The organism is Undibacterium sp. SXout7W (assembly GCF_049339385.1).
Lineage (GTDB): Bacteria > Pseudomonadota > Gammaproteobacteria > Burkholderiales > Burkholderiaceae_D > Undibacterium.
On record NZ_JBMPPF010000005.1, the window covers coordinates 37,357 to 59,140 of the forward strand.

General features: G+C 42.3%; 21 protein-coding genes. 18 read left to right on the forward strand and 3 right to left on the reverse strand.

What is annotated here, in order from left to right; genetic code table 11:
• Positions 1-98 precede the first annotated feature (98 nt).
• Together selD and mnmH are read right to left on the reverse strand one after the other, a co-directional pair.
• Positions 99-1,154: a selenide, water dikinase SelD gene (gene selD, locus ACO0LB_RS06675; protein ID WP_423047740.1), complete on the reverse strand. Its 1,056-nt coding sequence runs from the start codon at positions 1,152-1,154 to the stop codon at positions 99-101.
• A gap of 51 nt (positions 1,155-1,205) precedes the next feature.
• Entirely contained in the window at positions 1,206-2,285 is a 1,080-nt protein-coding gene (gene mnmH / locus ACO0LB_RS06680) for a tRNA 2-selenouridine(34) synthase MnmH (RefSeq protein ID WP_423047742.1), read from the reverse strand.
• A gap of 308 nt (positions 2,286-2,593) precedes the next feature.
• Here mnmH and ACO0LB_RS06685 point away from each other — a divergent pair, with 308 nt between their 5' ends.
• Positions 2,594-3,532: a cation diffusion facilitator family transporter gene (locus ACO0LB_RS06685; protein ID WP_423047744.1), complete on the forward strand. Its 939-nt coding sequence runs from the start codon at positions 2,594-2,596 to the stop codon at positions 3,530-3,532.
• Positions 3,533-3,587: 55 nt separating this feature from the next.
• Here ACO0LB_RS06685 and ACO0LB_RS06690 read toward each other — a convergent pair whose 3' ends face one another.
• Positions 3,588-4,598, reverse strand: coding sequence for a LysR family transcriptional regulator (locus ACO0LB_RS06690; RefSeq protein WP_423047745.1), 1,011 nt, complete (start codon positions 4,596-4,598; stop codon positions 3,588-3,590).
• A gap of 162 nt (positions 4,599-4,760) precedes the next feature.
• On the opposite strand from ACO0LB_RS06690, the gene ACO0LB_RS06695 reads away from it, so the two are divergent.
• The 17 genes from ACO0LB_RS06695 (at position 4,761) to ACO0LB_RS06775 (ending at position 21,696) form a co-directional block, all read left to right on the forward strand.
• A complete protein-coding gene (locus ACO0LB_RS06695) occupies positions 4,761-5,027 on the forward strand; it encodes a DUF4148 domain-containing protein (RefSeq protein WP_423047747.1) in 267 nt (88 codons plus the stop codon).
• A gap of 899 nt (positions 5,028-5,926) precedes the next feature.
• Positions 5,927-6,244 carry a flagellar transcriptional regulator FlhD gene (flhD, locus tag ACO0LB_RS06700; RefSeq protein WP_423047749.1) on the forward strand — a complete coding sequence of 106 codons (318 nt, stop codon included), beginning with the start codon at positions 5,927-5,929 and terminating at the stop codon, positions 6,242-6,244.
• Positions 6,245-6,285: 41 nt separating this feature from the next.
• Positions 6,286-6,840 carry a flagellar transcriptional regulator FlhC gene (gene flhC / locus ACO0LB_RS06705; RefSeq protein ID WP_423047751.1) on the forward strand — a complete coding sequence of 185 codons (555 nt, stop codon included), beginning with the start codon at positions 6,286-6,288 and terminating at the stop codon, positions 6,838-6,840.
• Positions 6,841-6,858: 18 nt separating this feature from the next.
• Positions 6,859-7,665, forward strand: a complete 807-nt coding sequence (locus tag ACO0LB_RS06710; RefSeq protein ID WP_423047753.1) for a class I SAM-dependent methyltransferase — start codon at positions 6,859-6,861, stop codon at positions 7,663-7,665.
• Positions 7,666-7,802: 137 nt separating this feature from the next.
• Positions 7,803-8,663, forward strand: coding sequence for a flagellar motor stator protein MotA (motA, locus tag ACO0LB_RS06715; protein ID WP_423047755.1), 861 nt, complete (start codon positions 7,803-7,805; stop codon positions 8,661-8,663).
• 20 nt (positions 8,664-8,683) lie between these two features.
• On the forward strand, positions 8,684-9,613 hold the full coding sequence (gene motB, locus ACO0LB_RS06720; protein WP_423047757.1) for a flagellar motor protein MotB: 930 nt from the start codon (positions 8,684-8,686) through the stop codon (positions 9,611-9,613).
• Positions 9,614-9,662: 49 nt separating this feature from the next.
• The gene (locus tag ACO0LB_RS06725) at positions 9,663-10,211 is read left to right on the forward strand and encodes a chemotaxis protein (protein WP_423047759.1); all 549 of its coding nucleotides are present in this window, start codon (positions 9,663-9,665) and stop codon (positions 10,209-10,211) included.
• 50 nt (positions 10,212-10,261) lie between these two features.
• Complete coding sequence (locus ACO0LB_RS06730) at positions 10,262-10,627, forward strand: response regulator (RefSeq protein WP_423047761.1); 366 nt, start codon at positions 10,262-10,264, stop codon at positions 10,625-10,627.
• 51 nt (positions 10,628-10,678) lie between these two features.
• Entirely contained in the window at positions 10,679-12,730 is a 2,052-nt protein-coding gene (gene cheA / locus ACO0LB_RS06735) for a chemotaxis protein CheA (protein WP_423047763.1), read from the forward strand.
• Positions 12,731-12,764: 34 nt separating this feature from the next.
• Positions 12,765-13,277, forward strand: a complete 513-nt coding sequence (locus ACO0LB_RS06740; protein ID WP_423047765.1) for a chemotaxis protein CheW — start codon at positions 12,765-12,767, stop codon at positions 13,275-13,277.
• A gap of 73 nt (positions 13,278-13,350) precedes the next feature.
• Entirely contained in the window at positions 13,351-15,081 is a 1,731-nt protein-coding gene (locus ACO0LB_RS06745; RefSeq protein WP_423047768.1) for a methyl-accepting chemotaxis protein, read from the forward strand.
• Between the two features lie 81 nt (positions 15,082-15,162).
• Positions 15,163-16,041 (forward strand): CheR family methyltransferase, encoded by an 879-nt coding sequence (locus ACO0LB_RS06750; protein ID WP_423047770.1) that lies wholly within the window; start codon positions 15,163-15,165, stop codon positions 16,039-16,041.
• Positions 16,038-16,646 carry a chemoreceptor glutamine deamidase CheD gene (gene cheD / locus ACO0LB_RS06755; RefSeq protein ID WP_423047772.1) on the forward strand — a complete coding sequence of 203 codons (609 nt, stop codon included), beginning with the start codon at positions 16,038-16,040 and terminating at the stop codon, positions 16,644-16,646. Before ACO0LB_RS06750 ends, cheD begins: the two co-directional genes overlap by 4 nt.
• A 48-nt stretch (positions 16,647-16,694) precedes the next feature.
• A complete protein-coding gene (locus ACO0LB_RS06760) occupies positions 16,695-17,771 on the forward strand; it encodes a protein-glutamate methylesterase/protein-glutamine glutaminase (RefSeq protein ID WP_423047773.1) in 1,077 nt (358 codons plus the stop codon).
• Between the two features lie 97 nt (positions 17,772-17,868).
• Positions 17,869-18,264: a chemotaxis response regulator CheY gene (gene cheY / locus ACO0LB_RS06765; RefSeq protein ID WP_423047775.1), complete on the forward strand. Its 396-nt coding sequence runs from the start codon at positions 17,869-17,871 to the stop codon at positions 18,262-18,264.
• Positions 18,265-18,572: 308 nt separating this feature from the next.
• Positions 18,573-19,790 (forward strand): EAL and HDOD domain-containing protein, encoded by a 1,218-nt coding sequence (locus ACO0LB_RS06770; protein ID WP_423047777.1) that lies wholly within the window; start codon positions 18,573-18,575, stop codon positions 19,788-19,790.
• A gap of 433 nt (positions 19,791-20,223) precedes the next feature.
• On the forward strand, positions 20,224-21,696 hold the full coding sequence (locus tag ACO0LB_RS06775) for a glycosyltransferase family 39 protein (RefSeq protein ID WP_423048067.1): 1,473 nt from the start codon (positions 20,224-20,226) through the stop codon (positions 21,694-21,696).
• Positions 21,697-21,784 lie beyond the last annotated feature (88 nt).

The window sequence follows — 21,784 nt, forward strand, 5'->3', positions numbered from 1 at the left end:
TCTGCGTAAGTCCTGATGAATATACTGAATTTTTCAGTTTGATGAACCTGCCTATTGTTTGCGAAATGCATCAGGCAAATATCGACTTGTTGTCTGCTTCAGATAACAGATACTTCAGGAATTCCTTTTTGCATATTGCCAATGACGGTAGCGTCAGAAAAACCTTCTTCTTTAAAAATTGCCAGTACCTGTTCAACAGTCTCAGGTGAACAAGCAACTAGCAGGCCTCCTGCTGTTTGCGGGTCTGTCAGCAGTGCTTGCTCTAGTGAAGTGATGCTTGATGATAATTTTACCTCGTGACCATATCCTTGCCAGTTACGGCCAGACGCGCCAGTAATATAGTTACTGGCTGCCAGATCACGTACATGAGGCAGCAGGGGGACCGATTTGATGTCGACAGTAGCGGACAATCCGGAGCCACGAGCCAGCTCAAGCAGGTGTCCTAATAAGCCAAACCCTGTTACATCTGTCATGGCATGTACTCCAGGAAGTAGTGCCAGCTTTTTTCCGGGAGTATTCAGTTTGGTCGTATTGCTGATGAGTGCTTCATATCCGGAGGTATTTAGCGCGTTCTTTTTTAAAGCAGCAGACAGAATGCCGACGCCAAGTGACTTACCTAAAATGAGCTGATCACCTGCCTGAGCATCTGCATTACGTTTGATATTTTTGGGATGCACCAAACCCATGACAACCAATCCATAAATCGGCTCTACCGAATCAATCGTGTGTCCACCTGCGATCGGAATGCCTGCAGCGGTGCAGATAGACTCTCCACCTTTGAGAATTTGCCCGATAACGTCGATGGGAAGCAGATTAATCGGCATGCCAACCAGCGCAAGCGCCATGATGGGGGTGCCGCCCATTGCATAGACGTCTGAGATGGCATTCGTCGCAGCGATCCGCCCAAAATCAAACGGATCGTCAACGATAGGCATAAAAAAATCGGTGGTAGCGATTAATGCCTGTTCATCATTTAATTGATAAACAGCTGCATCATCTGATGTTTCTATGCCAACCAGTAATTCTTTCGGAAGTGGAAGTCCACCGGTATTTTTTAAAATTTGCGACAATATACCTGGTGCAATTTTGCAGCCACAGCCGCCGCCATGGGAAAATTCTGTCAATCTGATCTGAGGCGTAATAAGCTCTGACATTGTATGTTTTTATAAAAAGAATAATCGGAAATAAACTGAAATCAGGCAAGATCAGGCGTGATGTACGGAAGATGTTTTCGCCAGCAAAGTCGTTATCGCCTCCTCAAACGCCTGATCGGAAATATCTTTGATGGTAATGTTCAGCGCATGAGCGAAGCAATCAAAATTTTGTCTGATCGATTTTGAATAGGCAGGATCATAATGTCGGAACAGCAAATCTTCTACCAGAGTATCCATTCGCCCCTCCGTTGCCCATTGGTGCCATTGTTCTACTTTGTCTTTGCCATGTAATTGGGTCAGATAATTGAGACGCTTATTCAGTCCAACGGGATCATGAACGAAGTGATCGTATTCATTCATGAGTAGTTGCACCCTGTTTGGCATGCTCAAATCAATATTCACGCACAGGGATGTGCGCATCTGTGTCATCAGTGCTTCCGGGACGCGCAGGTTTCCTACTTTTTTACTTTCAGATTCAATGAATACCGGTAAGGCTGGATCGAAATTGCGCAGGTGATCCCACAACATCGTTTCAAATTTTTTCTGAGATGGTTGTGGACATGTCGGTAAAGAGCCCAGCACAGAACCTCTATGCGCTGCGATTTTTTCCAAATCCAATACTTGCGCCCCTTTTTCGTTCAGCTTTCGCAGCATATGACTTTTACCGCTACCAGTTGGTCCACACAAAACAATAAAGTGGAGTGTTTGTGGCAAGGTACTCATCATTTCGTTCACATGATGTCGGTAGGCTTTGTATCCACCGTCTACTTGCACAACTGGCCAGCCGATTTTTGCAAGAATATGTGCCATAGAGCCGCTACGGTTGCCGCCACGCCAGCAATAAACCAATGGTTTCCAATGATGGGGATGTTTGAGTAGTTGAGTTTCTATATGATTGGCAATATTGCGTGCAACCAGCGCCGCGCCGAGTTTTTTTGCCTCAAAGGAGCCGCATTGTTTGTACATAGTGCCAATCTTTACCCGCTGTTCATCATCCAATACCGGATAATTGACGGCACCGGGTATATGATCTTCAGCAAACTCGCCAGGGCTGCGTACATCAATGATCGTGTCGAATTGTGCGAGATTGGGCAGAACATCTCGAAACGAGAGTACAGCGGGATATTTCATAAACAGCTCATTGGTTGGCAGAAATGGTGGAAGATGATGGACTATGCATTTATTATCCCAGATAAAGTCTATTTATATGTGTGAAGGCGATGGGTGGGCTGTAATAAGTACATGGGGTTTCGCAGCATTTGCCGTTGGTGAGTAACTTCATAGCGCAATTTTGAGATAATATGCGCAGCCTTTTATCTGACCTATTTATCTCAGTACGGAATTGTTTTAACGATACGCCACCGCATTGTCAATGTTGTCATCGAGATGTATTTGACTATCGCTAAAATGCTTTAATAAACACCCACACTAAAATTCACATGCAAAATATCGACTTTGAGACAAATACTGAAGATAGTCAGGAGATTCAGTCTGCCCGAGCCAAGGCCGCTGCGCGTAGTACGTGGGTTAGTGTGGTAGTGAATGTTTTACTGGCATCTCTGCAAATTTTGATCGGTATATTGGCGCGCTCTCAGGGCTTGATTGCAGACGGTATCCATTCTTTGTCTGATCTTGTTGCCGATATTGTCGTGTTGTTTGCCAATCATCATAGCCAAAAAGAAGCAGATGATGATCACCCGTATGGACACCAGCGTTTTGAAACTGGCGCTTCTTTGTTCATCGGTTTGTTGTTGCTTGGAGTTGGACTAGGCATGCTGTGGGCAGCTTTTTTGAAACTGACAACACCTGAGTCCATACAAGCTGTTCATATCACTGCCTTATACGTAGCAATCGGTGCGTTATTGGCAAAAGAGTGTTTATTCCGCTATATGTTGAAGATTGCTCAACAAGTAAAATCCAGTATGCTAGTTGCCAATGCTTGGCACGCACGCTCTGATGCAGCGTCATCACTGGTTGTTGGACTGGGGATCATTGGTAATCTAATGGGGTACCCAATTTTTGATCCGATTGCTGCGCTTATTGTTGGACTGATGATTGTCAAAATGGGATGGGAATTCAGCTGGGATGCTTTGCATGATCTGATGGATAGATCAATCGATAATCAGGAAGTCGAGTCCATCCGCCAGACTTTGCTTGAGACTCCAGGCGTTTTAGGAAGCCATGATGTGCGCGCACGCAAAATGGGTGACATGATTATCGTTGATGCTCATATTGAAGTAGATGCAGATATTACTGTTGAAGCCGGGCATCATATTGCAGTGTTAGCCCGTGAACGGGTAATGCAGCGACATAGAGTATTAAATCTGATGACGCACATTGACCCAGCCTATCGTCCTGATGATGACCATCCGCATTAATGTAGTGTACCTATCTGATTTCTTTTAAGTACGATAGATTTTTATCTATTAACTCTTACTCTTGCTTCAGTATCCAGCAATCAGTATCGGGATGAGGAAATTGAGCGACGACGAAGTTGACGAAATTTCGGACTTTAGCAGACAGCAATCTCCGGCTGGGGTAGGCCATAGAAACGGAGATGCTGCCAAAAAAATATTCAGGAAACAACCTGATCAGACGTCCTGTACGCAAATCGTCACCAAGCGCAAATGATGAGCCAAGCACAAGTCCCATTCCATTTAGAGCGCATTCCTTGAGAATGTCCGCGCTATTGGAAACCACTGCAGTGTGAATTGGGATTTCTCTTGGCGGCAATGATGGTTCATTTTTGTACTTGATTGTCCATTGATCGCGCATAAAGTCAAAACCAAAATTAAGGCATTGGTGATCGGATATATCTTCTATATGTATTGGTGCACCATGTGTTCTGACATATTCAGGAGAGGCACATAACAAAATTTCTGATGTCGATAATTTTCTGGCGATCATGCTGCTATCAATTTTTTGTAAATCCAGAAAAAAACCGACATCAATTCCTTCTTCGACCAGATCCGCTTGGTGCGCTGATATTTTGATGTCTAAAATGACATCAGGAAATTCTTTGATGAACTGAGGCAAAATTGGCGCCAGTTGGGTTTTTCCGAAACTGGGTACCGAATATATGCGTAGCGTTCCACTTGGTTTTTTGGCTGAATAAGACGCTACTGCATCGGCATCGTCAATATCTGCCAAAATTTGCCGAACTCTTTCCAGATAAATTTGTCCTGTTTCTGTCAGAGATAACTTGCGGGTAGTTCTGTTTAGTAATCGTGTTCCAAGATGAGTCTCTAAGTCTGCTATGGAGCGAGTAACGACGGCATTCGACATGTCTAATGCATTTGCTGCTTTTGCAAAGCCGCCTTGCTCAACTACTTTGGAAAAAATCCGCATTGATTGCAGTCGATCCATTTTCAAGTCCCTTATTGTTCCATTTTTCGCAATAGTATATTCCTGATTGGAATCTTTTTTGTTAAATGGGAAAAGCATAAAATCACTTCATTGATAAACAGCTATAAAAATTGTTTATCAAACATACTTATTAGCACCGCAGTTCGTATGAGAAGTGAATTCAAAACATCACTCCTCATGTTAATTGCAAGAGTTGTTAGTAAGTATGATTTTTATAACTTGTTAATGATGGGATGAATAATGAATACGAAAACTCTTTTGGCTGTGGCTTTGTTATCTTTGAGCGCAGCAAATATGGCATTTGCTGAAGACGCAGCAACATCGCCTAAAACTCGGGCTGAGGTGATTGCAGAGCTGAAACAAGCACGTGCTCAGGGGGAAGAGATTGGAATGGAAGGCTTTTCCTGGTATCCGGCACAACGCGCAGAATTAGCCAAAGCAAATGCCGCAACTAAGTCTGAAGCAATGACAGCGACAAAAAGTAAACCAACTTCCTCCGCACAATAAGACTACTGCACTGAGCTGAATAGCTCAATTTTCGTAGTCAAAGAGATAAAACCCCCTGTTTGCGCAATGCAGCAGGGGTTTTTTGCATTAGTCATAAAGAAACTATGTGTACGCATGATTTTTTGTTGCCATATGTGCTTTGGTGCTTTGCATCATGGTCGATTCAATGTGGCGCCTCGGTTTGCATATTTTAAGCATTTCCAAAATGCACACTCAATTCAGCTTTCCTTATTAACTGATACAAAACTGTCATGCAGTAAATTTTATCTAAATTTATCTAAAATACATTTTTTGCCAAATATTTGAATATTTGCATCCTTGGATATGTAAAACAAAGCATCTTTAAGCTGCGTTATTCGATGATTATTTAATTCAAATGGATGACGTACGTCGCGCTAAGCACATACAGGTTGGTAAAACAGGCGTATTTTAGTTTCATTAAAGACAAATAATTCTTTGTGGTGAGGTCAAAAATATTTTTATTTGTCAGTTTTTTGCAAAAAACTTTACTCAAGCCTAAAGTTTTTTGTATTTCAGTCGATAAGTATTTGTAGGAATAAATATTAAAAATATTTTTTAAAAACCCTAAAGTTTTCGTTTTCACTGCCGTTAATGTATTTAAGAAAGTGAAAAAGTATTTATCTTTTTTATTTAACTATTTGTTTCTATTGAGTTTTTTTGTTTTAGAAGTAGATTTTCAAAATTCACATTTTTTACGAAGTTTTTATCGTAAATGTCAAAAATATTGCGCGTAGGTATTTGACTTACGCGCAGCTTCTGCTTTTTCTTGGTTTAAATCCCTAATTTTACCTATACACCAGTATTTTCTCCGGTCTCACAATGTATCTCACTGGCAACGGAAACAATGCCGCAGATAACGAAAACTGGAGGGTAGAAACATGACACCGAACGATATGATGGCTGAAATTCGCGATGCAAATTTAAGCTACTTGATGCTCGCTCAACAAATGATTCGTGCTGATAAGGCTACTGCAATTTTCCGTTTGGGTATTGGTAAGGAAATTGCCGATTTGATCGAGGGCTTAAATAACTCTCAGATCTTGAAGCTTGCAGGTTCCAATATGATGCTGGCGCGTTTTCGATTCGAAGATAGCTCTATTCTGTGTATGTTGACTAACTACAATAAAGAGCGCTCTCTTGCCCATTCTCACGCTGCTATTTTGATGGCAGGTCAAGCAGTGGAAGAAATTCACTGATCGACATTTCGAATATTCATTGGGTATTAAGGAGAATTATCATGGCAATTAAAAGCGTTGTTAATGAAGCGCAAGAGATTCAACTGGCTATTGAGTTGGTTAACTTGGGTGCAAGATTGCAGTTGCTTGAGTCTGAAACTTCTTTGTCCCGTGAAAGATTGTTGAAAATATATAAAGAACTGAAAGGTGTTTCTCCACCTAAAGGTATGCTCCCATTCTCTACAGATTGGTTTACAACCTGGCAGCCTAATATTCATTCCTCTTTATTTATGAATATTTATAAATATCTTGTCGAGCATGCCGATGTTAAGGGTATTGATGCTGTGATCAAGGCTTATCGTTTGTACTTGGAGCAAATGGCAGTGCCTGCAGGTGATGATCCGGTGTTATCGTTGACTCGAGCTTGGACTCTTGTGAGGTTTTTTGACGGTAAAATGCTAACATTTGCAAAATGTAGTAAGTGTGGTGGACATTTTGTTGCGCACACATTGGATTTGCATAATGATTACGCATGTGGTTTGTGCAATGTTCCATCGCGAGCAGGCAAAACAAAAAAATCCAAAGATGTCGATATGGCTTTGCAAATGGTGGCATAACTAAATAAAGGGGGTGTTTTGGAAGTAGCGTCTGTCAATGACCGCGAAAGCAAACAACCTCAGGCGGATATGGCTCTATATCCACCAGCTTTCCACGCCTTATTAATACAAGTTGCTGCTTTAGTGCTGTCCTTGTTCATTTTTAGCGCCGCAAAATTTATTTTTAATTTTGTGCTGCCAGCGATTCCTCTGCTTTTATTTCATTCAATTTTTGCTTCAGCTCTGTCTTTGATTCGTGGGATGGATTGGTGGTGGGTATTAATTGAATTTATTTTCCCTCCTGCGGTAGTGGCTTCTTTATTATTTGGTCTATCTGCCTCTTTCAGTTTCTTTGCTTTCGTTCTGATGCTTCTGTTGTTTTGGTCAACGTTCCGAACACAGGTTCCTTATTTCCCGTCTAAGTCGAATTTGCCTCCGATAATTTTGGAGTTGCTTCCCCCTACCTTGCCTTTCAGTTTTGTTGATATAGGAAGCGGCTTGGGGGGGCTGTTAATTGATCTGAAAAAATTACGACCTGAAAGTCGATTTGAAGGGGTTGAAATAGCACCGCTTCCTTGGGTTATCAGTCTTATCAGGGTGTGGCTTTTAAGATCAGATATCAAACTGAGAATGCGTGATTATGTGAGGTGTGATTTTTCTCAGTATGACGTCGTGTTTGCTTATCTATCTCCTGCTGTTATGCCTGGTTTGTGGGAGAAAGCACGTTCAGAGATGAGATCTGGTGCAATGCTGATGAGTTACGAGTTCATTATTCCCGATGTTCCCCCTGATATGGAGATAAATACCGGCGAGAACAGTCCCGTTCTGTATGTCTGGCGCATATAATTGTATGTATGGAATATATTTGTTTGGCAATGTTTTTCTGTGTTTTATTTGAACTGGTCGCTTTGAGGTAATTCCATGCTGGTATGATCAGGCACGTTCAATGTAAGTAATCCGTTTTTTGAGAGGAGTAAGCCGCCGTGTTAGTCATTGTTGGCTATGTTGTTGTCATGGGATCTGTGTTTGGTGGCTTTGTCATGTCAGGTGGACATCTTGCCGTCTTATTTCAACCTTTGGAATTATTGATGATTGGTGGTGCGGCAGTTGGTGCGTCACTGGTTGGTAATAACGCGAAGAGCCTAAAGGCAACATTAAAAGCTGTTCCTAGCGTTTTTAAAGGTTCTAAATACACCAAGGCTCTTTATATGGAGCTGATGACGATGTTGTTTGATGTGTTGACGAAAGTCCGGAAAGAGGGGCTGATGTCGATCGAAGGTGACATTGAAAAACCTGAAGATAGCCCTTTGTTCAGTAAGTACGCGGCAATCGTTCATGACCATCATTTAATGGAATTTATTTGCGACTATCTTCGTCTGATGGTTTCCGGGAATATGGATGCTTTTCAGATTGAAAATCTGATGGATAACGAGCTGGACACGCACCACCATGAGGGTGCTGTGCCTGCACATTTTATTGCCAAATTAGGCGATGGCTTACCTGCTTTTGGTATCGTCGCTGCTGTAATGGGGGTTGTGCATACAATGGAGTCTGTTGGTATTCCTCCTGCGGAGTTAGGTATATTGATTGCACATGCATTGGTCGGTACTTTCCTTGGTATTTTGCTGGCATATGGTTTCGTTGGTCCTTTGGCTGGCTTAATGGAGCAGCAATTGGATGAGTCTTCAAAAACTTTTCAATGTATTAAAGTGACATTGCTCGCAAGTCTGAATGGCTATGCTCCCGCGTTAGCAGTTGAATTTGGGCGAAAAGTTTTGTACTCAACCGAACGGCCAACTTTCAGTGAGTTGGAAGAGCATATTAAGCAATCTAAATCTAAGTAAGATTTAGGCAGGGTTCCATCATGGCAAATGAAGAATTAAGACCAATCATTGTAAAACGCATTAAAAAAGTTGCAGGCGGACACCATGGTGGAGCTTGGAAGATCGCATATGCTGATTTTGTGACTGCCATGATGGCGTTTTTTCTGCTGATGTGGCTACTTGGTTCCACAGCAAAAGGAAATCTGCAGGGGATAGCTGAATACTTCCAGACACCATTAAAGGTTGCAATGGCTGGCGGGGATGGTAGCGGTGATAGTTCCAGTGTGATTAAAGGTGGAGGGAAAGATCTGAGTCTGAGAGAAGGTCAGAATAAAAAAGGTGATCTTGACTCCGCCAAAAAAACTTACAACTTACAGGCAGCTGAGGCGGCTTTGGCGAAGGTGGATGCCGAGAGATTGAAGGGCTTAAAGAGTAAAATTGAAGCGGCGATTGAGTCAAATGCAACACTGAAACAATACAAAAAACAACTTCTTTTGGATATAACGACCGAAGGTTTGCGTATTCAAATGGTTGACGAGCAAAATAGACCAATGTTTGCCTCCGCAAAAGCAGAATTGCAACCTTATACCCGTGAAATTCTGCATGAAATTGGCAAGGCTTTAAACGACGTGCCAAATAAGATCAGCTTATCAGGTCATACCGACGCAATACCTTACGGTAGTGGTGAAAAGGGTTATAGCAATTGGGAATTGTCTGCTGACAGAGCCAATGCATCTCGTCGGGAATTGATTTATGGTGGGATGGATGAGTCCAAGGTGTTGCGAGTCGTTGGATTATCCTCTTCCGTTTTATTTGATAAACAAGACCCAGTCAATCCCATTAATCGGCGTATCAGTATTATTGTCATGAATAAAAAAGCAGAACAATCTGCCTCTCAGGATGGTGGGGAAATAGAAGTCAACAACCAAAAAGACTCAAGTACTGAAATTTCAGTGAAGACGGAAAAGTAACATCTGACGCAGAACTGTCGATATAAATTGCATACATAGGATGCTTAAGATGTCCAAAAAAAAACTGTTGGGTTCTCACGTTAAGCAACTTTTGTCAGGTGTTTCTGATCATGGCAATGAGCATTTGTTAGAAGTTGAAACTGACCTTGCGCAAACAATGATACTTCTGGGTGATGCCATAGAGAAACTTGGGGTAAGCTTCATGGCATTGCATGCCGCAGTGATGCGAGAGCAGGATGAAATTACTTTAATCATCGATTCTGGCGGTGTATCCGAAGATAGTGTTGAGCGTTTAAAGCATATTCAGGACGACATAGCTGTGCATATTAATGCTGCAGTTACCAGTTTGCAGTTTCAAGATCTGACCAGTCAGCTTATTTCCAGAACAATGCAGCGCTGTGAAGGTTTGCGAGAAGTTCTCAGCGCTCTCGGCGTTGTAGGCAACGACATTAGCACTGATAGCGAAATGGATCAGATTGCAGGAGTGCTTAAAGATACGACGGCGAGATTAGAAAAACAAAGCGCCGACCTCAATAATTTATTGCGAAAAGCTGTTCATCAAAATCATCTGGAGAGCGGTGATATCGAACTGTTTTAAGAGCAAGAAATCTTAGGCATGTTGCCTTTAATTTGTATAACGGAGTAATTATGGCCAAGACAATTTTAGCAGTAGATGATTCTGGCTCATTGAGGCAGATGGTGGCATTTAGTTTGAAAGCGGCTGGTTATCAAGTAATAGAGGCCGTGGATGGGCAGGATGGTCTCGAGAAAGCAAAAGTGCAAGTCGTGGATTTGGTGTTAACCGACCAGAATATGCCAAGAATGGATGGATTAACCCTGATTAAATCATTACGTGGATTGCCTAGTTATCAGCGCGTACCCATTTTAATGCTGACTACCGAATCTAGCGACGAAATGAAGACTAAAGGTCGTGCCGCTGGCGCGAATGGCTGGTTAGTAAAGCCATTTGATCCACAAAAGTTAACTGAAGTTGTTAAAAAAGTGATTGGCTAGGTTATCGCCTGCATAATTTAATGAATAGCATGTACAGCACGGAGCTAAATAATGACGATTGACATGAGTCAGTTTTTCCAAGTGTTCTTCGATGAAGCATATGAGCTTCTCGCTGAGATGGAAAAATTGTTGCTAGCGGTCGATATTACGTCGCCGGATCCCGAAGATTTAAATGCGATTTTTCGTGCCGCACACTCGATAAAAGGTGGTGCATCCACTTTCGGGTTAAGTGATATCACCGAAGTCACGCACATTCTCGAGTCCTTGCTGGATAAAATTCGAAAAGGAGAAATGGCACTCACATCTGAGCACGTAGACGCGTTTCTGACAGCAAAAGATATTATTAAAACCCAGGTTGATGGCCATAAACTTGGTAGTGTTGTTGATCAAGATGCTGTTGCTGATGTGCGAATGTTATTGCAATCCTTGTCAAGTGATACTGTACTGGCAGTCGCTCCAGTTGCTAGTTTTACAGATGCCGCGGCGTTACATGATGCAGCAGATTATGCTGTTGCGTTCAGGATAGAAATACCCGGTCTTTCAGCGCGCGATTCCAGTGCGCTGATGTCTGAATTGGGATTGTTGGGGGCAATTTCTCAAATTGAATCGAGCACCGATAAAGTAGTGTTTCAATTAAAAACAAATGAAGGGTCGGATGACATAGTTTCTATATGCTCATTTATTTTGGATCCCTCATGTTTGAAAATTACACAAGAAGAAACTACTGCAGCGGTGAATGCGACCAAAGAATCTGAAGATGATCTTGGATATGGATTCTTTGAGCCTATAGAGACTATGTTTCCACCAGAGTCCTCGTCAACTCCATTCGCAAATGACGTAAATAAAACAACAGTAGAACCATCGCCACCTGTTATTGCGCAAGTTGTTTCTGAAAAGAAAACATCGGCGAAGAAAGAAGCGGAGAAAGTTACAGCATCTCAAGAATCGTCGACGATTCGTGTGGGTATTGAGAAAGTAGACCAACTCATCAATCTCATTGGTGAACTCGTCATTACGCAGGCGATGCTTGAGCAGCGAACTCAAGATTTAGACCCCATTATTCACGAGCGCCTATTAAATAGCGTAGCTCACCTTACTAGAAATACCCGAGACCTCCAGGAGGCTGTCATGTCAATTCGCATGATGCCTATGGATTATGTTTTTTCGCGATTTCCTCGGATGGTCAGGGATTTGGCAACGAAACTTGGTAAGAAAGTCGAATTGATCACCTACGGTGCATCTACCGAGCTTGATAAAGGTTTGATTGAGCGAATCGTTGATCCTTTGACTCATCTTGTGCGTAATAGTATTGATCATGGCATAGAAATGCCTCAGACAAGAACGCAGGCTGGCAAGGGCGAGATTGGAAAATTATCGCTCTCCGCCGTACATCAGGGGGGGAACATCGTTATTGAAGTAACTGACGATGGTGGCGGGTTGCACAGAGACAAAATTCTTGCCAAGGCAAAACAAAATGGCTTGCCAGTATCTGATTCAATGTCAGATAGCGATGTATGGCAATTGATTTTTGCTCCAGGATTTTCCACCGCAGATATCGTTACTGATGTCTCTGGACGTGGTGTGGGAATGGATGTGGTTAAGCGGAACATTACAGCCATGGGAGGGATTGTTGATATTCGTTCTGCTAAAGGATTGGGTACCACGATTACTATTTCATTGCCACTAACCCTCGCGATTCTTGATGGCATGTCAATCAAACTTGGTGAGGAAATTTATATCTTACCTCTTGGTTTTGTCATGGAGTCGCTGCAGCCAGCGGTGAGCGATGTCAAGGAAGTTAATGGACAGGGCAAGGTTGTGAAAGTACGGGATGAGTATTTACCTTTAATTGCGTTATACAGATGTTTTGATATAGAACCTAAGTTTACTGACCCATCGGATGGCATAGTCGTTATCGTTGAGGTTGATGGCAAAAAAGCTGCATTATTTGTAGATGATTTGGTTGGGCAGCAACAAGTCGTTGTGAAAAACATCGAATCAAATTATAAAAAGATTCCGGGTGTCTCTGGGGCAACTATTCTTGGCGATGGTGGTGTAGCATTGATTCTGGACGTCGCGGCGCTTTTGCGCTCCTCGCGATAAAGATCGGATATAAATTCTTAGTGTAAGGAAAAATATGGCAAATATTTCACAAACTGCAGGTGACATTCATTCAAATAATGGCTCTGGCGCAGATATCGCTGGACATGAATTTCTGGCGTTCACTTTGGGCAATGAGGAATATGGCATTGATATTTTGAAAGTACAGGAGATTCGTGGTTATGAGGCGGTAACTCGTATCGCAAATGCACCGGAATTTTTGAAAGGTGTGATTAATTTACGCGGCATTATCGTGCCAGTAGTTGATATGAGAATTAAGTTTAATCTTGGCACACCGACATACGATCAATTCACAGTGGTGATTATTCTCAATATCGAAGGCCGCATTGTAGGTATGGTGGTAGATAGTGTATCTGACGTCACAACATTGCTGCCTGAACAAGTCAGACCTGCCCCTGAGATGGGAACAACTTTCAGCACAGACTTCTTGATTGGTCTTGGTACTTTAGATGATCGTATGTTGATTTTAGTGGACATCGATAAATTGATGTCTAGTCCTGAGATGGGTTTGGTTGATCAGGTCGCTTGATTAGATATTTCGGCAGCATCAATACCTTGTTGCAATATAAGATTAAATAAAAAAAGAATTAATTGGAGGCACTATGGAACTGAGAAATTTTCGAATTGGCACTCGCCTTGGAGTTGGATTTGCTGTAATACTGGGCGGTTTGATTATGGTTCTTGTTTTGGCAAATACATTAAGTGCTAGCAACAGAAATACCATGGTTGAAGGATTGACATTGGCAAGTCAAAAGCAAATGCTTGCTAATAACATGAAGAGTGCTTTGTTTGAAAGCGGTATTGCAATGCGCAATATCGGTATTCAGTCCGATGTTTCTGAAATGCAAAAAGAAGAAGCGAAGGTTAAGTTATATCGTAAAAGTTATGAAGAATCAAAAAGCAAATTGTCCACTCTTGGGTTAAGTGATGATGAGAAGAAGATTCTTGGAGACATTGCTAAACTTGATAAAGATATTGAGCAACCGTTTAAAGATGCTGTAGGCCAAGCTTTGGCATTTAATGGTGAGGGTGCTGTCAAAATTATTTCTTCAGTCATTGATCCTATGAGTGCTAAGTCGATTCAAAATATGAATCGTTTAGTTGAGTTGCAGGACTCAAAATCCAAACAAGTATTTGAATCTTTTTCAGCATCAGGAGCAAGATTAAGTTTCTGGTTATATGTAATTTTGACGGTCGCATTAGGTGTGGCAGCGTTTTTTGCCTGGATATTAACGAGAAGTATTACAAGGCCGATACAAGCCGCGTTAAATCTGGCGGAGACCGTTGCTGGTGGTGATTTACGCAGCCAGGTTGATGTGACTGGTAGTGATGAAATTACCTCCTTGATGCATGCATTGAAAAATATGAATGATAGTCTTGCATCTACGGTGGGGCAAGTCCGTATCGGTACAGAAACCATCACTGTCGCTGCTCAGGAAATTGCATCAGGTAATGCGGATCTTTCTAGCCGCACAGAGTCTCAGGCAAGCTCTTTGGAAGAAACAGCCAGCTCCATGGAAGAGTTGACCAGTACAGTGAAACAGAATGCTGACAACGCGAGACAGGCAAATCAGTTGGTTGTTTCTGCTACCGGTGTCGCTGTCAAAGGTGGTGCTGTTGTCGGGCAGGTAGTAAATACAATGGGATCAATCAAAGAAAGTTCCAGAAAAATTGTCGATATCATCGGTGTTATTGACGGCATCGCGTTTCAAACCAATATTCTTGCGTTGAACGCTGCCGTTGAGGCAGCCAGAGCGGGTGAACAGGGCAGGGGCTTTGCTGTTGTTGCAGCAGAAGTTCGTAACTTAGCCCAGCGAAGTGCAAGTGCAGCAAAAGAAATTAAATCGTTGATTGGTGACTCAGTTGATAAAGTTGACCAGGGAAGTAAGCTGGTTGATGAAGCTGGAAAAACAATGGATGAGATTGTCACTAGTGTTCAGCATGTTGCGGACATCATGAGTGAGATTACGGCTGCTAGTCAGGAACAAAGCTCAGGTATTGAGCAGGTAAATCTGGCCATTAATCAAATGGATGAGATGACGCAACAGAATGCTGCCTTGGTTGAGCAAGCAGCGGCGGCGGCGGAGAGTATGGAAGAACAAGCATTGGCTTTGGCGCAAGCTGTTAGTGTGTTTAAGCTTAATGCCGGAGCAAATTCTGGCGTCAAGGCGATTGCGAAAGCAGTTTCTGCTGACCCTAAAATCAAAGCTAGAAAAGCTGATTTTTCCAAACCTGCTTTATCATCTTCGTCTCCAAAGAAGGTACAAGCGCAATCGCCAAATAAACAAAAGGTAGCAGTTGATGCTGCTCAAGATGGCTGGGAAGAATTTTAAAATAAGCTTGCTTTTGGTTTCCTGCAGAGGAAAAGGTAATTGAATAGCAGAGTTCCTGCTGGAAAATAAAGGTTGCAAAAAATGAAATCAGACACATCAAAAGAATTTGCTTTTAATGCTCGTGATTTTGATCGTGTTCGAGATTTAATTTATAAAAAAGCAGGTATTTCTCTAGCAGATAGTAAGCAAGAAATGGTCTACAGTCGTCTGGCAAGGCGACTGAGGGCAACTGGGTTGAATTCATTTTCAGAATATCTTGATAATCTTGAAAGTGAGCAGTCAGATACCGAGTGGGAGTCCTTTACTAATGCTCTTACTACTAATCTGACTTCATTTTTTCGAGAAGAACATCACTTTCCTATTTTGAAAGAGCATGTCGCTAAAAAAACGGAGTCGGTTACTGTATGGTGTTCTGCTAGTTCTACCGGAGAAGAGCCGTATTCCATTGCAATGACAATCTGCGAGGCTTTTGGCACACTGAAACCACCTGCACATATCATTGCAACAGACATAGATACGAATGTTCTTAGCACCGCATCCAGGGGAGTTTATAACATCGACAGAATAGAAAAAATGTCGCCAGAAAGAGTGCGAAAATTTTTTTTAAAAGGTAAGGGTGCTCAAGAGGGGTTGGTACGTGTCAGGCAAGAGTTAAGAGACATGATCACATTTAAGCAATTAAATCTTCTAGCTGATAGCTGGCCTTTAAATGGCGAGTTTGATGCTATTTTTTGTCGGAATGTAATGATCTATTTTGATAAGCCAACACAAGGGAAAATTTTGAAGAAATTTGTTCCTTTGATGAAATCAGATGGTTTGTTGTTCGCCGGGCATTCCGAAAATTTTTTATACGTGTCAGATGATTTTAAATTGCGTGGTAAAACTGTATACGAGCTCGCATCATCACATCCGGCAGGTCATAGGCCGATGTCACGTCATCTGCATAAAGGTAATCCATGAGCCAACTTAGCGAAGAGCATTTTGCAACCAATGTGTATTACGATCGAACATTTGATTGTGATGCGGCAAAAATTTTGCCTGGTGAATTCTATTTCACAAATAAAGATATGCTCATTGTCACGGTTTTGGGTTCATGCGTGTCAGCTTGTATTCGTGATCGAGTTTCGGGTGTTGGGGGGATGAATCATTTCATGCTTCCAGATACTGGCGGGGATGTAGATAATCCAGTTTCCGCTTCCATGCGGTACGGCACTTATGCAATGGAAGTATTGATTAATGAACTGCTGAAAGCTGGCGCCAAGCGAGAAAATATGGAGGCGAAAGTTTTTGGTGGGGGTAACGTATTGCGTGGTTTTACTGCTATTAATGTAGGAGAGCGCAACGCTAAATTCGTTCTTGAGTATCTTCGAGCAGAAAGAATGCGTGTCATTGCTGAAGATCTGAATGACATTTATCCGCGTAAGGTATATTTCTTCCCAAAATCAGGGAAGGTATTAGTGAAAAAACTGAAAGTTGAGCACAACGATACCTTACGCAGGCGTGAGCAAGATTACGCAAGTCGTCTTAAAACAACATCTGTCGGCGGTGATGTAGATTTGTTTTGATATTTGGAATGTCGGGCGATTTCAAAATAGTTATCGCGGAGTTATAGAATGAAAATAAAAGTATTAATTGTTGATGACTCGGCGCTAATAAGAAGTGTGATGAGTGAAATTATCGGTAGTCAACCCGATATGGAGGTTGTTGGTGTAGCACCTGATCCTCTGGTTGCCCGTGAGATGATCAAGCAGACTAATCCTGACGTACTGACTCTGGATGTCGAAATGCCTAAGATGGATGGGCTTGATTTTCTTGAGCGACTTATGCGTTTGCGACCTATGCCTGTGATCATGGTATCTTCGCTGACCGAGCGAGGTTCTGAAATTACTATGCGTGCGTTGGAACTAGGTGCAATTGATTTTATTACTAAGCCAAAACTCTCAATTCAGAGTGGGATGCTGGAATACACAGAACTGATTGCGGACAAGATTCGTATTGCATCAAAAGCGAAAATCAGACCACGTACCTTACATGCTGCTGAGACGCACTCAACGCCATCAGGGGCGTTGCCTATGGTTAGAAACCCACTGACGAGTAGTGAGAAACTAATCATCATAGGCGCATCCACTGGTGGAACGGAAGCAATCAAAAATTTCTTGGTTCAGATGCCTTCTGATTGCCCTGGTATTTTGATTACACAGCATATGCCTGAAGGTTTTACTCGCTCATTTGCAAAACGTCTGGATGGGCTTTGTAAAATAGCTGTTTCAGAGGCAAGTGGTGGTGAACGTGTCTTGCCGGGTCATGCCTATATTGCACCCGGTCATTCACACCTGCTGCTGGCACGGAGCGGTGCTAACTATGTCACCCAACTTGATGATGGTCCACCCGTGAATCGGCATCGCCCATCTGTCGATGTGTTGTTTAAATCTGCTGCCACTTATGCAGGTAAAAATGCCGTTGGCGTCATTTTGACAGGCATGGGTAAAGACGGTGCTGTTGGAATGCTCGAGATGAAAAATGCAGGTGCATACAATTTTGCCCAAGATGAAGCAAGTTGTGTAGTATTTGGAATGCCGAGAGAAGCAATCACGATAGGTGCAACTCACGAAGTTGCTGCTTTAAACGAATTGCCATCTAAAGTTTTACACTATCTTGCTTTGCATGGTAGCCGTGCTTTGAGGGTTTGATTCAGATTTCAATGCCGTAGTGCAATTTCAGTACCGTTCAGTTCAGATTTGAACGATAATAGAGACAACTGTATTTTAAGAAATAGTGGAGTGATTCATGGCCGATCAAAATCTCAAGTTTTTAGTTGTTGACGACTTTTCTACCATGCGGCGTATTGTCAGGAATTTGCTCAAAGAATTGGGCTATTCAAATGTGGATGAAGCCGAGGATGGAGCAATGGGGCTTGCAAAGCTCAAAAATGGCGATTTCGATTTTGTGATATCAGACTGGAATATGCCAAACATGGATGGTTTGACGATGTTGCAGCATATCCGTGCTGATCCAGCTCTGTCAAAAATGCCCGTGCTGATGGTAACGGCAGAGGCAAAAAAAGAAAATATTATTGCGGCAGCGCAGGCCGGTGCGAATGGTTACGTTGTTAAACCGTTCACTGCTGCCACTCTTGACGAAAAACTGTCTAAGATTTTTGAGAAATTGAGTAAAACGGCCTGACCGTAGCATGCAAGATTGTTAGTCGCTGAATGAGTCATTGATAAGACCCATTGTAGGCAGGATCGCGATGTTTGTGTTTGTCATGATTCTGCGTACAAATAACGAATAAGCTTTTAAGCATCACTAACGCGCTCAATGAGCAAAGCTGAATTTGTTATTGACCGTTCGTTTTCTAATGATATGAGAAAATTTCTAATGGCTTAAGTATCGGCGATAGATCAACGGCGAATTAACGACTTATTTGGTTGTGTCGTAAATTTTAACTCGCTCTATTAACTATTTAAGTCAATTTTCACTGAAAAATTTAAATGAATGAAGCCAACTTCATCGTTCGAGAACCATTGCTTGACCCTAAACAGCGGGTTATCGGTTTTCAATTGTCTTGGCAAAGCCCAGATCAATCTACAGAAGTCAGTATTGACAGCCTGAACCTGCTGTTAGCATTCGTTGCAGAGCATTTGCATGATGATGAAAAAGGTTTTTTACTTGGTGACAGTTTATTATTTTTAGAAGCAGTTCCTGAATTGTTGCAAGCTGATGCACTGACTTTATTGCCTCCTGGGAATACAGTCCTTATATTGCAAAAAAAATATTTTGCCAGCGAAACAGCGTTCGAGGCGGTAAAAAACCTACGTCAGCTTGGCTATGGTATTTGTTTGCGTGGTGCTGAAATTACGACCTTGGAACGTTCTTTTTTTTCGCAGATTTCTCATATTGAAGTCAAGTTAAATGCTGCTAATTTTGCTTCACAGGCAAAAGTGTACGCTTCACTCAAGCGATCGTCTGTTCGCATGGTCGCTCGGAATGTATCGACTTGGCCTGATTTTGATGCGTGTTCTGCCTTGGGTTTAGATAGTTTTGTTGGTAAATTGCATTTGACACCAAGGCCTAGCGCAGCACCTAAAGCATTAAATACATCACAGACCACCATTTTGCAGTTAATGGAAATGGTCAGAAAAAATGCAGATATTCAACAACTGGAATCTGTTGTAAAACGTGATGCCACACTGGCATATAAATTATTGCGATACATAAATTCTGCTGGCTTTGGATTGCGTACCGAAGTTCAATCGTTGAAGCATGCAGTTCAGATGCTCGGTTATAGTCCTTTGTATCGCTGGTTGACCCTGTTGCTGGCCACAGCTAGTACTAGTGGTTATTCTCCAGTGTTACTTGAGACAGCGATCGTCAGGGGGCGTTTTGCTGAGTTACTTGGTCAGTTAAAAATGTCAAAAGCTGAGGCTGAGAATTTATTTGTTGCGGGAATGTTTTCTCTGTTGGATCGATTGCTTGGTTTACCTATGAGTGAGGTCTTGGCAACAATACAGTTACCCGAGTCGGTAACGGAAGCATTGATTTCTCGTGGGGGGGCATTTGGCAGTTATTTGGCTCTTGCGGAAGCATGTGAGTTGAATAGTGCGCTTGTCGGCTCTTTGGCGGATTCGTTGAAAATTTCTTCTGATGAACTGAATACTGCGCATTTGTCAGCATTGGTGTGGGCTAAAAATATTAGCCTTGCTGCATAGTCGTGTGAGCGGTTGCGCTTTGCGCAAAAGGGCAAGCTTTATGCTTGCCCTTTTTTATATGTCTCACTGGCATTATATTTTGTTGGTTTGTTAGTTGTTTGTGAGTTTCCCTGCGAAGAGTAAATGATTTTGTTCGGTTGTGGCGAATCGGACATAAGTCATATATAACTTTGTTCGTATTGCACGATCAAGATTGGTTTCAGTCACATTATTTTTTGTATTCAAATCAATGCAATTTGCTCAAATGAACCGAGGCTTTTCCATTCCAGTATGGCTGGTGTGGGCTCTGGCTATTTTCTTCGTGACTTTTCAATTGGGTAGCTATCCGATTTTAGATAATAACGAAGGTTTGTACGCAGAAATTCCGCGGGAGATGCTGCGTTCCGGCGATTGGCACTATTGGGTGATTCCACATTTGAATGGACTCGCTTATATGGAAAAACCGCCATTGTTGTACTGGTTGACGGCTATTTCATTTGCTCTGTTTGGCGAGTCGGAGTGGAGTGCGCGTTTAGTGCCAGCATTATCGTCTTTGTCGTGTGTAGCATTGATTTTGTGGTTTTCAAAAAAAAATGAGCGAGTCTATGCGGGACGCTTGGCTGCGCTCATGTTTATCAGTGGTCTCGGCGTGACTGCGATGTCTCGGACTTTGATGTTTGATATGTTGCTGACTGCATTGCTTACAGCTTCGTTAATGGGAGCTTATTTTTTTCTCACAGCTGGATCAAAAAAATCGTGGTACTGGTCCTTGGCAATGTTAGCGCTTGCCTTGCTGGCAAAGGGATTTGTTGCGATTATTTTATTTTCTGTAGTGATTGGTGCATATGTCGTATGTATTTCTGCATCAGTCGGTGATTTCTTTAGGCGCATATCAAATTTGTTTGATAGACGTGCTTTAGGTATTTTTTGCGTCATTGCTGTTCCATGGCATATGGCTGCAATGTTCGCAGAGCCAGTGTTCGCATGGTTTTATTTTATTAATGAGCATATTCTGCGCTTTCTGGGAAAGCGCGAGCCTCATGATTATTATGCCGGGGCATGGTGGTATTACTTACCCAGAATGATTATGTATTTATTTCCGTGGTCATTTTTTTTGCCGGTTCTTTTTTTTGCTAAATCGAACGTGAATAAATTCAAGCCATTGCAATGGTTTCTGGCGGCAGCATGGATTATGCCAGTATTGTTTTTTTCTTTATCCAGCGCAAAAGCAAACTACTATCTCGTCGTTGTGATGCCTGTTGCTGCACTTCAGCTCTCCTATTGGTTGGAGGATTGTGATTATGGCGGCCGAATTGGTGCGTTGATCACTGCGATGTTTCTTGGCGGGGTATTGGCTGGATTGCTTTATTGGTTGCAGTATTCAAATCAACCTTGGCTGGATTCGGTGTTGGTACTTGGGCAAAGTGGGCGCTATTTCGTTCAGCTTTGTCTGGGACTGATGCTTGTTGTTACGGTGGTGATTGGCTGGCTTAATGTGCACTGGAGTAATACTTTTGTGGCGGCATATGCTATTGTACCGGCGATTTTAACCGCAATGCTACTGCAACTCGTGCAGCTATCCTCGGACTGGACTTCGGCGCTTCCCTTGGCGGAGGAGTTGCAAAACAAGCAGTCTGAGCGCCAAGTATTTTTTTATAAAATCTTCGAAAATAAATCTTCATTGCCATTTTATTTGAAAAAAACAGTGAACGTGCTGGAGAGTCGTAGCAGTGACTTATTTTGGGGCGATAGATTGCACAGGAATGATATTACCTGGACGGTTGATAAGTTTGTGCGTTTGTCGGAGCAAAAAAAAATTGCATTGATTGTGATGAATCAAGACATTGATGATGCCGAAAGCAAAATATATCTAAAACAATTCAGAAAATATAAAAAAATCGGCAATGCCACTCTATTTTTGAATTGATTAATATGTTTCTGGGCAATTCTTCATTCCCTTATCTGGAGCCTAAATGGGCATCAAGGTATAATCTGCCTTTCTGATCCAACCTGCA

Bases quoted from the DNA above. Each gene is read 5' to 3' on its own strand.
- selD (WP_423047740.1), bottom strand. From the start codon at position 1,154: ATGTCAGAGCTTATTACGCCTCAGATCAGATTGACAGAATTTTCCCAT.
- mnmH (WP_423047742.1), bottom strand. From the start codon at position 2,285: ATGAAATATCCCGCTGTACTCTCGTTTCGAGATGTTCTGCCCAATCTC.
- ACO0LB_RS06685 (WP_423047744.1), top strand. From the start codon at position 2,594: ATGCAAAATATCGACTTTGAGACAAATACTGAAGATAGTCAGGAGATT.
- ACO0LB_RS06690 (WP_423047745.1), bottom strand. From the start codon at position 4,598: ATGCTTTTCCCATTTAACAAAAAAGATTCCAATCAGGAATATACTATT.
- ACO0LB_RS06695 (WP_423047747.1), top strand. From the start codon at position 4,761: ATGAATACGAAAACTCTTTTGGCTGTGGCTTTGTTATCTTTGAGCGCA.
- flhD (WP_423047749.1), top strand. From the start codon at position 5,927: ATGACACCGAACGATATGATGGCTGAAATTCGCGATGCAAATTTAAGC.
- flhC (WP_423047751.1), top strand. From the start codon at position 6,286: ATGGCAATTAAAAGCGTTGTTAATGAAGCGCAAGAGATTCAACTGGCT.
- motB (WP_423047757.1), top strand. From the start codon at position 8,684: ATGGCAAATGAAGAATTAAGACCAATCATTGTAAAACGCATTAAAAAA.
- ACO0LB_RS06725 (WP_423047759.1), top strand. From the start codon at position 9,663: ATGTCCAAAAAAAAACTGTTGGGTTCTCACGTTAAGCAACTTTTGTCA.
- ACO0LB_RS06730 (WP_423047761.1), top strand. From the start codon at position 10,262: ATGGCCAAGACAATTTTAGCAGTAGATGATTCTGGCTCATTGAGGCAG.
- cheA (WP_423047763.1), top strand. From the start codon at position 10,679: ATGACGATTGACATGAGTCAGTTTTTCCAAGTGTTCTTCGATGAAGCA.
- ACO0LB_RS06740 (WP_423047765.1), top strand. From the start codon at position 12,765: ATGGCAAATATTTCACAAACTGCAGGTGACATTCATTCAAATAATGGC.
- ACO0LB_RS06745 (WP_423047768.1), top strand. From the start codon at position 13,351: ATGGAACTGAGAAATTTTCGAATTGGCACTCGCCTTGGAGTTGGATTT.
- ACO0LB_RS06750 (WP_423047770.1), top strand. From the start codon at position 15,163: ATGAAATCAGACACATCAAAAGAATTTGCTTTTAATGCTCGTGATTTT.
- cheD (WP_423047772.1), top strand. From the start codon at position 16,038: ATGAGCCAACTTAGCGAAGAGCATTTTGCAACCAATGTGTATTACGAT.
- ACO0LB_RS06760 (WP_423047773.1), top strand. From the start codon at position 16,695: ATGAAAATAAAAGTATTAATTGTTGATGACTCGGCGCTAATAAGAAGT.
- cheY (WP_423047775.1), top strand. From the start codon at position 17,869: ATGGCCGATCAAAATCTCAAGTTTTTAGTTGTTGACGACTTTTCTACC.
- ACO0LB_RS06770 (WP_423047777.1), top strand. From the start codon at position 18,573: ATGAATGAAGCCAACTTCATCGTTCGAGAACCATTGCTTGACCCTAAA.
- ACO0LB_RS06775 (WP_423048067.1), top strand. From the start codon at position 20,224: ATGGAAAAACCGCCATTGTTGTACTGGTTGACGGCTATTTCATTTGCT.